The sequence below is a fragment of the Bradyrhizobium sp. IC4060 genome, assembly GCF_020193715.1.
Classification (GTDB): Bacteria; Pseudomonadota; Alphaproteobacteria; order Rhizobiales; family Xanthobacteraceae; genus Bradyrhizobium; species Bradyrhizobium yuanmingense.
The window spans coordinates 12,603-26,789 of record NZ_JADYVJ010000018.1 but is presented as its reverse complement, the minus strand read 5'-3'; the positions used below and the strand labels follow the sequence as shown (position 1 = coordinate 26,789).

The following is a 14,187-nucleotide window of genomic DNA, read 5'->3' as shown; positions in this document are numbered from 1 at the left end:
GATGAACATGTCCACTGTGGCGATCGACCTTGCCGGTGTAAAGAAGTCATTTGGCGACAAGCTTATCGTCAACGACCTGTCGTTCTCGGTTGCGCGCGGAGAGTGCTTTGGACTGCTTGGGCCGAATGGAGCTGGCAAGAGTACGATTGCGCGCATGCTCCTCGGCATGATTTCGCCCGACGGAGGCAAGATTACAGTCCTCGATGAGCCTGTGCCTTCCCGCGCGCGTGCGGCGCGTGTGCGCGTCGGGGTGGTGCCGCAGTTCGACAACCTTGAGCTCGAGTTCACTGTGCGAGAGAACCTGCTTGTGTTTGGCCGCTATTTCGGCATGAGCACTCGCAGGATCGAGGCGGTTGCACCCTCGCTGCTTGAGTTTGCGCGCCTTGAAAGCAAAGCGGACGTGCGTGTCTCCGAGTTGTCCGGTGGCATGAAGCGGCGGCTGACGCTGGCGCGTGCCCTGATTAATGATCCAGATCTGCTCGTGATGGACGAGCCGACCACTGGGCTAGATCCGCATGCACGCCACCTGATGTGGGAACGCCTGCGGGCCCTGCTAGCGCGTGGCAAGACGATCCTCTTGACCACTCACTTCATGGAAGAGGCCGAGCGCCTGTGCGATCGGCTATGCGTGCTTGAGAGTGGATGCAAAATCGCCGAAGGCAAGCCAGACGCCTTGATCGACGAGCATATCGGCTGCAACGTGATCGAGATCTATGGCGGTGATGTCAATCAACTACGAGAGCTGATCAGGCCTTATGCGCGCCATATCGAAGTGAGTGGAGAGACGCTCTTTTGTTACGCGCCATATCCGGAGCAAGTCCGCGTGCACCTGCGCGGGCAAGCGGACCTTCGCGTACTGCAGCGCCCCGCGAATCTCGAAGACGTGTTCTTGCGGTTGACCGGGCGCGAGATGGAGAAATGAGCGATGGATGAAGGTTATGCATCGTTGATGCCGGCTAACGCGTACAACTGGATCGCGGTATGGCGACGAAACTTCCTGGCATGGAGGAAAGTCGCGCTTGCATCGATTCTCGGCAATCTCGCAGACCCCATCACCAATCTGTTGGGCCTTGGCTTTGGCCTCGGACTCGTCGTGGGACGGGTTGAGGGGACTTCGTACATTGCCTTTCTGGCGGCTGGTATGGTCGCAATCAGCGCGATGACATCAGCGACCTTTGAAACGCTGTATGCGGCCTTTGCTAGGATGGGTGTCAAGCGCACCTGGGAGGGAATTCTGTTCACACAGCTCACGCTCGGAGATATCGTTCTAGGTGAGTTGGTGTGGGCGGCCAGTAAGTCCGTTCTAGCCGGGACAGCAATCGGGATTGTCGCTGCCGCGCTGGGTTATGCATCCTGGTCGTCCATTCTTTGTGCGATACCAACAGTCGCCCTTACCGGCCTTGTCTTCGCCAGCCTGGCAATGGTCGTCATATCTCTTGCGCCAACTTACGATTACTTCGTGTTTTACCAGTCGCTCGTCCTTACGCCCATGGTGTTTCTCTGTGGCGCAGTCTTTCCGACGAGCCAACTGCCCGACTCATTTCAGCATTTTGCCAGCTTGTTGCCGCTCGCACATTCGGTCGACCTTATTCGTCCAACGATGCTTGAGCGCGGCGCCGACAGTGCCGCCCTGCACGTAGGTGCGCTCTGTGTTTACGCGGTCTTGCCATTTCTCGCGTCGACAGCACTATTTCGGCGGCGCCTGCTGCGTTGACGTGAGTTGAGCGAAAGGGAGAAAGTCAATCGATGCAGTGTCATGAGTCCTTCCGCGGTAGCTCGCGAGCGGCCTGGTCTGTTACAGCGGCTTCTGCAACGGCCTTAAGAGGCCGTGATCAAGCCAGCTCTATGGCCGCCTGTTCGGTCCGTCTGCATCGGACGCCAGCACCCTATTTCTGAGCGCCTGTCGCTACGCGCCGAGACAGACCTTGCAAAGTCGTGTTGTGCTGTCTGGCCCCGCAGCGGCGGAGCGTGACTGTATAGGTTAGTTCGGTGGGACGGCAGTTGGCCTTCCCCTCATGACGATGGAGAACGGGATGTTGTGCCCGGGACTGAGTTGTGACCTTGATAAAATCCATGAAAGCTCTCCGGAGCTGCCGAATAGATCTGTTCACGATGGCGCTGCGGTTCTTGTGCAGGATCACCGCGTAATTGCTGCTGTCGAAGACGAGCGCCTCAACTGTGTCAAGCCATCCAACAAGCTCCCTAGCAACTCGATCCGATACTGCCTGTCTACCGCAGGAGTCGAGCTCGGGGAGATCGACCGCATCGCGTTCTACGCGACTGAAGCTTATTGCAAAACCACGCTCGAGCGTCCTGTTGTGTTTCAGCCGGTTACGTTGGACGCCAAACTGTTGCTGCGGCAGCTGCTGGCAGGGGAGTTCGGGGCAGAGATCGATCCGTCCCGAGTCCTTGGTGAAGCACCACGAAGCGCATGTGGCCACGCCTCCTATGCCTGCATGTGAGGGGACCATTCCATCCGACGCACAGGGAGTATTGGGCATCGGACTTCGGGCAGGTAGATGCAACACCGCTAAAGAAAGGACAGAAAGTGTTGAGAGGACGCGGCCATCACGGATAGCCCTGCTATGAAGTTCTACCGACGCAGATCGCCGGAACCGCAATTTCAGACTGTGACGCCGGGCGAGAAGAGACCCGAGATGTCTGTATCGATGTCTTTTGTCCAACCAGGAGCGCGCGAAAAGGCAATCGAGATGGTTAGCGGTGCGATGAATGATCGGTTCGTAGTGTCCCGGCGGCGTACGGGTTTTGGCGACTGTCTGTGGTCCCTGGCGGCAGCTTGGCGTTTTGCAAAGCAGACAGGGCGGACGCTAGCCATCGATTGGCGGGGGTCTTGCTATCTTGATGAACCATTCACCAATGCCTTTCCGGTCTTCTTCGAACCGGTTGAAGACATTGCCGGCGTGCCGGTGATTTGCGACGACGACATCAACAAACGTTCGTTTCCGGGACCATTCTTTCCGGTATGGTGGAACAAGCCATCTATCGATTGCGTCTACCGCCCGGACGAGCAGATCTTCCGTGAACGCGACCAACTCGATCAACTGTTCCAAAGTCAGAGCGATAGTGACGCTAACACGGTTGTGTGTGATGCCTGCCTGATGTGGCGCTGCGATCAGGAGGCGGAGCGAGAGATCTTTCGGAGCATCAAGCCGCGAGCTGCAATTCAGGCTCGGATTGATGCTATCTACCGCGAGCACTTTGAGCCGTACAGCGTGATCGGCATTCATGTCCGGCATGGCAACGGTGAGGACATTATGGGGCATGCTCCCTACTGGGCGGACGCGGAGCGCGCCTTTCGACAGGTCTGTAATGCCATTGACAAGGCGAGGGCGTTACCACATGCGAAGCCTGTGAGGGCGTTCCTATGCACGGACAGCGCGCTCATCCTTGAGCAGATGTCGGCAATACTTCCCGATGTTTTTACGATTCCAAAACAGTTCCAGGCGCCTCACGCCGGCCCGTTGCACAACGCCGCCCTCGGAGCCGAGGGTGGCTTTTCTGCCCTCACTGAGATGTATCTCCTTGCGCGCTGCGACACGGTGATCCGTTTTCCCCCAACGAGCGCCTTCACGCGCTATGCGCGTCTCTTTGCTCCACGCGTTATAGAGTTCGAGTTGAACGATCCGAGCAGGTTGATCTTGGTCGAAGACAACTCGCAAGAGCTCGTAACTTCATGAAAGTTGTAGCGCGCTTGATTGACCTGATTGTCGCTCTTTGCATCCAAGAGTACTGCCAGTTCTTGTACAGGCAACAATCGTCTGCCCAACGTGATGCTGTTGGCGAGAACTTGCAGCGAAGAGCGGAACGAAGCGACGGCCGGGTGCCCTGGCTTGAGCCATGACGTCGATAACAACCGCCCTAAAGTGCTGCGCAGCGTTAATCAGACGGAACACGTCGTCGTCATGCTTCGGTAAGCGACAAATCGGAGCTGATCAGTGCTCGAGCGTGGATGAACATATCAGTTCGCCAGCTCGTGCCTGGAGCCAACCCGTCCAGCGATATCCCGAGTTCTGCCCAGGGGTGCGACAAACAGAATCGACGAATGACAAATCTGACGTGCGAGGCGGGTACGTCAGTTTTGGAGTTAGCACGGCAAAATGTCCGTGGTCGCTCCCGAGCGGTCGTTGACTTCGGTGAGGCGGCGACAAGCCGCAGCTCATTCGGTTGCGCGATCAAGAAAGCGAGCGCGGTCCGTCCCCTGTGATGAAGCAGGCGAGTGTGCTAGAGAGCTTACGTAGCTGATTTGCCATTGTTGTCACAAAGCACACCCACGGCTGTCTGAAATCGGCCAAGTGTTCGGCGTGCGCGACGTTAGGACGCAAAATGGAGGTGATTTATCTGCACCGCAGTGGCGCAAATCCTGCTAATCGTCCGCTGGCCTAGCAGTAGAGGAGGCGGCCTTGGATCTCGATCTGCCGAATGACAATCTGATTAGAGAGCCGCTGGCCGAAACACATTTGGGTTGCCTCGTTTACGCCGATAAAGCGCGTGATAATCGTAGAGAACAAAAGACGATGTTGCTCACCGGGGCATCGCGCGGAATTGGTCATGCCACTGCCAAGCTGTTCTCGGAGGCGGGCTGGCGTGTCATTTCTTGCGCGCGCCAACCTTTCGACAGCGAGCGATGCTCCTGGGAGGCAGGGAATGACGATCATTTCCAGATCGACCTCAGCAATCATCGAATGCTGCCGCGTGCGATCACCGAGGTCAAGAAGCGCTTGGCTGGTGCGCCCTTGCACGCGCTGGTGAATAATGCCGGGGTCTCGCCGAAAACGCCCACTGGCGATCGGATGACGTCGTTGACCACGTCAACCGAGACCTGGATGGGGGTGTTTCATCTTAATCTGGTAGCTCCGATCCTGCTGGCGCAGGGTCTGTTTGACGAGCTAAGAGCCGCGTCAGGATCAATCGTAAATGTGACTTCAATAGCAGGCTCACGGGTGCACCCATTCGCCGGTAGCGCCTATGCGACGTCGAAAGCGGCGCTTGCGAGCCTCACACGCGAGCTGGCCTATGATTATGCGCCGCATGGCATTCGCGTGAATGCGATCGCACCCGGCGAAATCAAGACCGACATGCTATCGCCGGACACGGAAGCCCGTCTCGTGCCAAGTATCCCGCTGCGCAGAGTGGGGACCCCGGATGAAGTGGCCAAGGTCATCTTCTTCCTGTGCTCGGATGCGGCGAGTTATGTCACGGGAGCCGAGGTGCCGATCAATGGCGGGCAGCATTTGTAAAGCCGCCGCTCTGGCGACGCAGCTGACGTGTCCTGCAGCGGCACGTATGTTCTCCGCTGACGACGCGCACGATCCGCAAAAAGTGAAACGAGGGCACATTGCAAGTTTCGTGTCGTGCCATAATAAGGTGTCACGGTTCTATGTCATCCCGTCAACACGTGGGGCTAGATCAGAGAGTGACATGCAAAACGAAGCTCGCCAATCCCAGCATGACTCCAGGGAGGATAATCAAGACAACGGAGACAGGCTCATGCTGCATATCCCATCCTCGGGCGAACGACCTACCTCGCAACCGGAGCCGGAGCGTAATCCCTCGGGGCAGCCGTCGTATGAGAGCGCGCTGGCCGGCATCTTCGAAATATCGAAAGTAGTCAGCGCTCCTGATCGGCTCGAAGTCACGTTGGCCAAGGTCCTTGGCCTGCTGCAATCGTTTGTGCAGATGCGACACGGCATCGTCTCACTATTCCGCGATGACGGCATCCCGGAAATTACCGTTCGCGCCGGCTGGAGCGAAGGCAGTGACGAACGTTACCGCACGTGGCTGCCGCAGAATGCAATCGCCCAGATCGTAGCGACAGACGGGCCTCTTGTTGTCGAGAGCGTAGCCGGCGAGCCGGCCTTCAGCGCTGCCGACCGGGAGCTTCTCGGCGCCTCCGACAGCGTGCGCGTATCGTTCATTGGGGCTCCTATTCGTATCGAAGCGAGGGTCGTTGGTACGCTGACGGTAGACCGTATCCAGGACGATAGTTCCAGTCTTCGGCTCGAGTACGATGCGCGGCTGCTCGCTATGGTCGCCGACTTGGTGGGACAAACAGTGAAGCTACATCGCTTGTTCGCCTGCGATCGCGAACGATTGTTAGTGGACAAAGACCAGCCACAGAAGGTAGTTGAGCTTGGGGTGGTCGCTCGCGAGCGCAAGAAGCTTCACGCCCACGGGATTATTGGCGACAGCGCCGCGCTGAGCGGGCTGCTCGAGAAGATTGCGGTTGTAGCCAAATCGAACAGCACGGTTCTGCTGCGTGGCGAATCCGGCACCGGCAAGGAGCTCGTAGCCAAGGCAATTCACGAGTCCTCGTCCCGTGCTAAACGACCGTTCGTTAAACTGAATTGCGCGGCGCTGCCCGAGACGGTCCTGGAATCGGAATTGTTTGGCCATGAGAAAGGTGCCTTTACCGGTGCGGTCAGCTCGCGCAAGGGGCGCTTCGAGCTTGCTGACAAAGGGACGCTATTTCTGGATGAGATCGGAGAGATCTCAGCTCCGTTCCAGGCGAAGTTGCTGCGAGTTCTGCAAGAGCAGGAGTTCGAGCGCGTCGGCAGCAATCACACGATTAAGGTCGATGTTCGAGTCATAGCTGCGACCAATAAGAACCTTGAAGAGGCTGTGGCAAGGAGCGACTTCCGCGCGGACCTCTACTATCGTATTAGCGTAGTTCCCTTGTTGTTGCCGCCGCTGCGCGAAAGACGCACTGATATTCCGCTGCTAGCCAGAGAGTTCCTCAGAAAGTTCAACAGCGAGAACGGCCGTACGCTCACCCTGGAGGCGAGTGCGATCGATGTACTGATGAACTGCGGGTTTCCGGGAAATATTCGCGAACTCGAAAACTGCATCGAGCGAACAGCGACGCTGTGTACCGGGCCGTCGATTGTGAGAAGTGACTTTGCATGCTCCCAAGGCCAGTGCCTTTCCATGATGCTCTGGAAAAGCACATCGAACGACAAGACCGACGTGGCGGTACCCATGCAGCCGATGCCTGCAAAGTCCATCATTCCGCTAGCTCAAACGACGTTGCCACCGCAGTCTGTCTGCGAATCGGCCCCACTGGCACCTGCCGGCACAGTTCTCGTTGGTGGTTCGAGCATGACCGATCGCGAGCGTGTCATTGCGGCCATGGAAAAATCTGGCTGGGTGCAGGCCAAGGCAGCGCGCCTACTCGGACTAACCCCGCGCCAAATCGGCTATGCGCTGCGAAAATACGGAGTTGAGATAAAGCGGTTCTGAAGAACCACATCCGCCGGAACTTCTGCTGCCAAACAGATAGTTGAAGAATGATTCCGAAGAGGCAATCTACGCCCTCTGAAGGGAATGGGCCGGCCTGCGGCGACGACGTGGCGCGCGCGCAACATGGATTTGTGCGCCATGAGTTACAGAGCCTCACCTGCGCACCATACAATCGCGAACCGTCGGTAGCTCGAACATGTAATAAGCTATTATCCCTATTCTGCGGACGTGTGAGCGGCAATGCTTAACCGTCGATCGGTCCGATGCCCGCAGGTGGTTCGCGGCAGTTAGCCTGCGAGCATTCCTTGCGTCTCTCGGCTGGCGTGACGAGCGGAACCGCGTTGTTGGTGCCCTGACTTGTGTCGGCATTCGTTCGTCAGGAAGAGCGGGCTGGAGCGACTTATCGCCCGTTTTAAGCCCTTGTGACAGCGAGCCGATTCCGAAACGGCGGCGATGGTACAACACTTGCTGTTCTCTTCGTAGCTATCGCAACTGTTGGAGCAACATCGTGCACAATGTCGTCTGCATCAAACAGGTTCCGGACTCGGCGCAAATCCGTGTTCACCCCGTGACCAATACAATCATGCGCCAGGGAGTGCCGACCATCATCAACCCATATGACCTCTTCGCGCTCGAGGCCGCGCTGGAGGTGCGCGATCGATTCGGCGGCGAAATTACCGTGCTTACCATGGGACCGCCATCGGCAGAAGAGTCCTTGCGAAAGGCGCTGGCTTATGGTGCTGATCGCGCCGTCCTACTCACCGATCGCTGCTTTGCGGGCTCCGACACACTGGCCACAACGTATGCACTTGCAACCGCCATCCGGAAAATCGGTAAGGACTATCGCCCGACGAATCTCATTTTCACGGGAAAGCAGACCATCGACGGCGATACTGCGCAGGTAGGGCCCGGCATCGCAAAGCGAATGGGCGTAGTGCAGCTAACTTACGTCGCGAAGATCCGATCCTTGGACCTCGCCGCTCAAACGATTGAAGTGGAACGACGCTGCGAAGGAGGTGTGCAGGTGTTGCAAACCAAATTGCCGTGCCTCGTCACCATGCTTGAGGCGACTAATCAGATCCGGCGCGGCGCGATGGCGGATGCCTTGCGTGCAGCGCGTGCCCAAATCGTGAAATGGAGCGCGCAACAAGCCGGTGTCGAAGACACCTCCAACTGCGGCCTCAAGGGCTCGCCGACGGTCGTTAAGCGTGTGTTCGCTCCCTCTGCGCGGGCCGAGAGGGCGGCGCTGGTTGAGGCCGCTGAGCAACCGGCGCAGGCGTTGATAGACGCAATTTTCTCGCTTCAACCGAAGCTCGAACCCGATCTTGCGGCACTTGCTCGTGACGCTCGATCCGGAGAGTCCAGGCCATGATAGTGGATACGCCCGAGGAATGTATCACCGCCGCACCCGTGTCGGAGAGCGCACAACAAGTGCCGACGCATCTCGGCCAGCTACCAATAGCGTCTGCCAATGGTATCCGTCGATATCGCGAGCAGCGGGGCCGCATGTTCCGTAGACCACGTTATGCTACAACGGAGTCGCGCGGGATTGTCGGGGCACAGACAAAGGGGCCTGCGCATGTTCCAGGGTCCCGTTCGGCCGTGTTGGAGGTCGTGGAAGGCCATTGCTTCTCACGTAACGGGCACGAGCCAAGACTGAATAGTCAGCGACCCGGGTCACCGTACTAGCGCTGCCGTCTGCACGCACAAAGCGCTGTCGCTGGCTTCGGAGCGCAGAGTCAACCTATGCGTCGCCTTTGAAGCAATCTCCGCGATTGAGCAGACCTGTACGCATTTGAGCGGCCGCTGGCTCTTCGCTGTTTGCTTTCTGACAGCGGCGCGCAGGCTCTGAAGTTCGATACACTCGCAATGAGGAGGCGTCACGACCGTTTTATCAACTTGGTCAGATCCTACGGAGCGAATTCAACAGTTGGCATGATGATTGCTGTGAGCCACCAAGAACTTAGAGGCGGTCATCGCGAACGCGAAGAACGGGCGAGGGTCTCTGTGAGATGCTTTGTGCCGCCAGCAGCGGTATGACACCAGCCTCCAAAGGACTTAAGAGCATCATAGGTACAAATTGGAGACTACAATTCTGTCCCAGGCTGACAGCGGTTCGACGAAATGGCGGGAGCAGCAACCGCGAGGCTTTGATCCATTCGCCCAACATCGCGAAAGCTGCAAGCGCGCCGAGCGGCCAGGCACGCCACTCGCGCACGCGACATTAGCATCAAAATGGCGTGGGCGGCGCAGTATCCATTATGAGTCTCCGCGCGAATGCTGGTCGTGGCGGGCGTTGCGGCGTCGGACTGCTCGTGGACGGGAATCCGATCGGATTCCCGCCGCTCCAATACTGAACGCATTCCTTCAATGCTCATGAGTTGGACTGAGCATGGCGCTGTCTGCCATCGCGAAGGAAACTACCGAAAGTTCGCCTGGAAGGTGAACGCGATCATTGGCCCTTCGAAGCCGATGAAACCCAGGACGGTTAATGGTTGGCCCGGACACGAAGTTGCTCCGTCAGGGACCGTTCGCTTCTCATCTGCAGGGGTCACATGACATCTCAAGCGTCTCGAGCTGCAGCGGATCAGCCTCCGAAGATATGCTGCGAGTACCTGACCGAGCAAGCGCGAGCCTTGTTCGGCCCGCATCCGTTCGCCGCGCAGATGTCCGAAGATCAGGTAGCCAGTCTGCTGCCCGAATATCTGGCGATGTCACAGGCGTTCCCGTACCTGCAGGCGGGGTCCCAAAGGGACCTCATATTTGATGCAATGCATCACAATCGGGATATTGCGCGAGACATTGAGCTGACCAGCGTGGTCGCGAACTTTATCTGTTGGGATGAGACCGGTGGCCATGGCCGAATTCTCCAGGGGGGCAAGGCCGCGCTACCGGATATTCTGTTGACGAAAAACTTTCACTCCAACCTGTTGAAAAAGGATGCCTCCCAACTACTCGGCCGAGCAATACTGCCCAACTATACCTCTAGGACGAAGCAGTACCTGCATTCTCTCTATGCCGGATTGTCCTCGAAAGACTCCCTCGTTCGTTGCGCTTACATGGTAGCTTTTGAGCTACATGCTGCGGACATGATCCAGTCGCTGTGGACCACTCTGGCCAAAACCTTTAAAGCGCAGCCGGACGATCTTGAGTATTTTCGCAGCCATGTCGGCGGAGAAGATCCCGCGGAGAAGTACCACGGAGAAATGACAGGCCGGCTGATTGGTGAACTTGTGCAGCCTGACCGTAGTGGTCGCTTTTTGGATGAATTCTTTAGAGCCTATCGGATCAGCGTCCAGTGGTGCCGCGATCTCATCGGAATTGCGGCGCGCACGGGAGATGATCACTCGGAGATCCAACATCATGGCCGTTGCCATTGTGGCTCTATCAAGTTCTACGTCAGAGCGCCGCGAGAGCTCTCTGGAGTTCGATGCAATTGCTCGATTTGTCAAATGTCTGGGTTTATCCACTTGCTCGTAACTGGCGATAAGCTACGCATCGAGCGCGGTGAAGAATTTCTCACTACGTATCAGTTCAACAAGAACATTGCTCGGCACACGTTTTGCCGGCTCTGTGGGGTAAAACCATTCTATAGGCCGAGGTCGAACCCATCCGGGTTCAGCGTGAATATTCGATGCCTGGATAGAAGCACGATCGCACGCGTAAGAATAACCGAGTTCGATGGCGAGCATTGGGAGCAAGCATTCGTCTCAATGCACCAGGACCCGGAGTCCTGCTTCGAAGATCAAAGGAGTGAGCTCGCATGGCGCGCACAATGAGTGATAAATCCCGCCTGCTTTCAGAAGAAGTGCTGACAAAGTACCGCGTAGAGCTGTTGGTAAAGGGGACGGCCGTGATCGCTCCCCAGATATTGTTCACCCAAGCCGACTTGGCCAAGATCGATCAGCTGCAGGCTGAGATTCCGGAAGAAGAAGTGCGGGAGGGAGATGCCGGCGACTTCCACAGCGTCTTTGTGAAGCGCGTGAGGGTAGCTCCACCCGGCCACAGGCCTAGCAACGTGAGTGGTACAGCTTCAGGGCAGATCATGGAGCTAATCGAAAGTAAAGACCGCAGCTTCGCGCTGAGACAGATCTTCGGGGCATCCTCAGATTACGTGGTTCGCCGATGCCAAATGCATCGTATGCCGCCCGGGTCCTTTGTTGGCATCCATTTGGATGCGGAGAGTGATCCGGATTTCGAGTACTCGGTGATTGTGCAGCTAGCGAGAGACTTCGACGGGGGGGAGTTCGTGGTATATCCTACTAGGCACGAACAGCACGTATTCCGACCGCCATTTGGCGCCGTGCTTGTCACAACCTGTAAGGTCCGGCATGAAGTAAAGCCGGTGTCGAGCGGGGAGCGCCGATCTCTCGTCTACTTCTGTTCAAAACGCGGCGGCGCGAACCGCCGGATCATCGAAAGTTCCGGCGCTCGGCTATGAGGTAGCGCGCCTGATATGGTTCTCTGAGAATCGGGTGGCGGGCGAGTTCTCCGGGAACTTATTTCATTTCTCATCTTGTGGTCAGCTGTTGTCGTAAGGTCTGCGACAATTCTGGTCGGAAGCCTTGCTTAACATTGATCCATGTATAGGCCACTACGCGCCTCCGAGCAAAGATTGCTCGGTGATTGTGGCCATCTTCGTCGCTAGGGTGAGACCAGGGAGGCGCGTCGGCGCTGCGCGATGGTGTATCCCGGACGGCCTGGGTTTTCGCAAGCGGTAGTGGCGAGCCTCTCGCGTTTCGAGATGCGTCTCTTATCGAGCTGTCAAGGCCGGGCACGCATCAGGGCCGGGTTCAAGGAGCGTACTGCCAAGCCTGATGTGGACTCTCTTCTGAGATTTGGACGATGGCTCGCGTAGAACCAGAAGAAGGGCATAGCCGCGTGTCTACGACACTGGCAGCGATGCAGCAGAGTTCAAAACTCCGGCGAGCGGGTCATCCTTGCCGCACTCCGTCGTCTGAGCGCCTCGCGGGCGGACACGTATCGTCGCAAGCCAGGCGAATCCCTCCGCCGATGAAACCGACCTCTTGAGAGTATGCAAGTCGCCTATCATCAAGGAAAATAAGTGGCACAGCTCAGCTGGTCAGAAGTATGCTACTGGTATTGACAGCCTCAATGAGCATCTGCGTAAGAGCTCTAGGCCAGGCATCGCTGTTCAGCTTTGCGATCAGCCGGTTGACGAAGGTCTCACTCGCCATAACCCTCACCCGAAGATCGGTTCCGCGCTGTTTCACTTGCAAAGTCACTGGTTGCAAGCGCAGCCGCTTGAGCATGACTCTAATATTCTGCAACGTGGGATTGATGGACGCAATGCGCCTGGCCGATGCCGTTGCGCAGGATAGCCCGTTGCAGCGAGCGGTCAGCTGGGCGAGAAATATGTCCCGCGCAGGGGCACGATCAGGATCCGACGTTTGGCATTAGCGATCACAGCCTAGCCTCTCGCCGTGTCCGGCGTTGAAGCGAGGGCAGCCGGCCGCAGCGCCGAACCCATTTGCTCTGACTTTGCTCCCTTTTATCTAGGGGCTGAGAAAGCGCTGCTTTGGAACGGGGCAGTGAATTGAGCGTGTGAGATGTTCTCCCTAGGAACTCAAAAGTCGGTGTTGCTGATCGTGGGCCGCGGTCCTGTCGGGCGCAATCACAACGCACTCCACGGTACCAGCCTCCTCGTCGGCGGCAAGCGGGATCACGCCCGCCTTACGTGTGCGGTCGAATAGGAATCCTTCTTTGAAGAAGCGATCATGCGCCGCTTGAAAGGATGGCGATCGCACATTTCTTACAGATAGAATAACGTTGCGGCTGGAATAGTCGAAGCCGAGCAGCCGGATCGCAATGTTGTGTAACACCGATCCGCCACCCCAGCGGCCGTTCGCTTCATTGAACAGCAACCGTCCGTCTTTTGTGAAAATGGCGTCGATGTTGATCATTCCGCGATAGCCCAGGTCTCTCGCTAGTGCCACAAATCGGTAGGCATGCTCCTGGGCAGTCAACCATTGCTCGTTCTCCAGGTCGCTTGGAAGCTCAAGCCCCGTCCAGGTGAGAGCCCGTTCGGACCGATCTGTGCTTTTACGCAGGCGTATGTTTCCACTGTTGATAAAACCGATTGATGCATCATCCTGGATTGCATACTCGAGATAAAATAAAGATCGGGCCAAGTGGTATGATTCCACGACCAGCGTCTTACACGATGCTGTTGTGATCTCAGAGTAAAGCGCGTCAGGATCAAGCGACGGCCACGAAATCATCCGAGTATCTCTGGCTCCAGGTAGCGGATCGCTTTTGCTGCCGGTCAAGATGACATTTCCGACTCCTCCAGCTCCATTATCCAACTTTACAATGACCCTGCCGGTCTCGGATTTGAGGGCAGTGACCGCTTTGAATAGTCCATTTGGGTCCGTCGCGACACATCCATGAGGGAGCGGAAGTGCGACGCTTGTTGCCAATTGACGGAAGTGGCTCTTGCGATTCAAAAGATCAGGCCCGCGCTGCAGAGCGAAGTCGTCCCCGGTCTTCGATATGCCAAGTTTGGCCGCCAAGCGTGCGACACCTTCAGTAAAGTAGCAGGGATACAATCGCCAGGCGGATTTCTGACGAATATGTCTTTTGAGCCGCTCGACAACGGGCTGGGACAGCAACGTGCAATCATCGAGAATCGTCGATTGGCGGCTCGCAGGTACAACAAGGCGAAGACTCGATGCATCGAAATCGAGCGTCGCGCCAATGAAGGATAACAGATCCGCCGGGATCACTACCGGGGAGACGATCAGGTCGCCCTCCTGAGCAAACCACGCTGAACGGTATGCCGAGCTGGCGGCCAGCGAACGTTGAGCCTTTGTTAGATGGGCGCCCGACATCTGAGGCGTACCGGCATTCATAATTAGGATCCGCGGCATTCGCGACCTCCGGGCATCTGGACTTGATCAGGATGGGATG

Annotated in this window: 11 protein-coding genes; 9 read left to right on the top strand and 2 right to left on the bottom strand. The window is 57.2% G+C overall.

What is annotated here, in order from left to right:
• Position 1: 1 nt before the first annotated feature.
• From nodI to I6F16_RS33765, 9 genes are all read left to right on the top strand, one after another.
• A complete protein-coding gene (gene nodI, locus I6F16_RS33805) occupies positions 2-922 on the top strand; it encodes a nodulation factor ABC transporter ATP-binding protein NodI (RefSeq protein ID WP_225126386.1) in 921 nt (306 codons plus the stop codon).
• A 3-nt stretch (positions 923-925) separates the two neighbouring features.
• On the top strand, positions 926-1,714 hold the full coding sequence (locus I6F16_RS33800) for an ABC transporter permease (protein WP_225174316.1): 789 nt from the start codon (positions 926-928) through the stop codon (positions 1,712-1,714).
• A 301-nt stretch (positions 1,715-2,015) separates the two neighbouring features.
• Positions 2,016-2,462 carry a carbamoyltransferase N-terminal domain-containing protein gene (locus tag I6F16_RS33795; protein ID WP_276324974.1) on the top strand — a complete coding sequence of 149 codons (447 nt, stop codon included), beginning with the start codon at positions 2,016-2,018 and terminating at the stop codon, positions 2,460-2,462.
• Between the two features lie 123 nt (positions 2,463-2,585).
• The gene (locus tag I6F16_RS33790) at positions 2,586-3,698 is read left to right on the top strand and encodes a nodulation protein NodZ (RefSeq protein WP_081493936.1); all 1,113 of its coding nucleotides are present in this window, start codon (positions 2,586-2,588) and stop codon (positions 3,696-3,698) included.
• Positions 3,699-4,421: 723 nt separating this feature from the next.
• Positions 4,422-5,258, top strand: coding sequence for an SDR family oxidoreductase (locus I6F16_RS33785; protein ID WP_225174315.1), 837 nt, complete (start codon positions 4,422-4,424; stop codon positions 5,256-5,258).
• Between the two features lie 181 nt (positions 5,259-5,439).
• Entirely contained in the window at positions 5,440-7,257 is a 1,818-nt protein-coding gene (gene nifA / locus I6F16_RS33780; protein ID WP_036045247.1) for a nif-specific transcriptional activator NifA, read from the top strand.
• Between the two features lie 508 nt (positions 7,258-7,765).
• Positions 7,766-8,629 carry an electron transfer flavoprotein subunit beta/FixA family protein gene (locus tag I6F16_RS33775; RefSeq protein WP_036015436.1) on the top strand — a complete coding sequence of 288 codons (864 nt, stop codon included), beginning with the start codon at positions 7,766-7,768 and terminating at the stop codon, positions 8,627-8,629.
• A gap of 1,183 nt (positions 8,630-9,812) precedes the next feature.
• Entirely contained in the window at positions 9,813-11,036 is a 1,224-nt protein-coding gene (locus I6F16_RS33770; RefSeq protein WP_036015435.1) for a GFA family protein, read from the top strand.
• Positions 11,021-11,698 (top strand): 2OG-Fe(II) oxygenase, encoded by a 678-nt coding sequence (locus I6F16_RS33765; protein ID WP_036015434.1) that lies wholly within the window; start codon positions 11,021-11,023, stop codon positions 11,696-11,698. The genes I6F16_RS33770 and I6F16_RS33765 overlap by 16 nt, the downstream gene beginning before the upstream one ends.
• Before the next feature lie 634 nt (positions 11,699-12,332).
• Here I6F16_RS33765 and I6F16_RS33760 read toward each other — a convergent pair.
• Positions 12,333-12,530, bottom strand: coding sequence for a hypothetical protein (locus I6F16_RS33760; protein ID WP_225174314.1), 198 nt, complete (start codon positions 12,528-12,530; stop codon positions 12,333-12,335).
• A 306-nt stretch (positions 12,531-12,836) separates the two neighbouring features.
• A complete protein-coding gene (locus I6F16_RS33755; protein ID WP_225174313.1) occupies positions 12,837-14,129 on the bottom strand; it encodes a peptide ligase PGM1-related protein in 1,293 nt (430 codons plus the stop codon).
• Between the last annotated feature and the right edge of the window lie 58 nt (positions 14,130-14,187).

Coding starts and splice junctions, on each gene's coding strand:
- I6F16_RS33770 (WP_036015435.1), top strand. CDS start 9,813: ATGACATCTCAAGCGTCTCGAGCTGCAGCGGATCAGCCTCCGAAGATA.
- I6F16_RS33790 (WP_081493936.1), top strand. CDS start 2,586: ATGAAGTTCTACCGACGCAGATCGCCGGAACCGCAATTTCAGACTGTG.
- I6F16_RS33755 (WP_225174313.1), bottom strand. CDS start 14,129: ATGAATGCCGGTACGCCTCAGATGTCGGGCGCCCATCTAACAAAGGCT.
- I6F16_RS33795 (WP_276324974.1), top strand. CDS start 2,016: ATGACGATGGAGAACGGGATGTTGTGCCCGGGACTGAGTTGTGACCTT.
- I6F16_RS33760 (WP_225174314.1), bottom strand. CDS start 12,530: ATGCTCAAGCGGCTGCGCTTGCAACCAGTGACTTTGCAAGTGAAACAG.
- I6F16_RS33765 (WP_036015434.1), top strand. CDS start 11,021: ATGGCGCGCACAATGAGTGATAAATCCCGCCTGCTTTCAGAAGAAGTG.
- nifA (WP_036045247.1), top strand. CDS start 5,440: ATGCAAAACGAAGCTCGCCAATCCCAGCATGACTCCAGGGAGGATAAT.
- I6F16_RS33800 (WP_225174316.1), top strand. CDS start 926: ATGGATGAAGGTTATGCATCGTTGATGCCGGCTAACGCGTACAACTGG.
- nodI (WP_225126386.1), top strand. CDS start 2: ATGAACATGTCCACTGTGGCGATCGACCTTGCCGGTGTAAAGAAGTCA.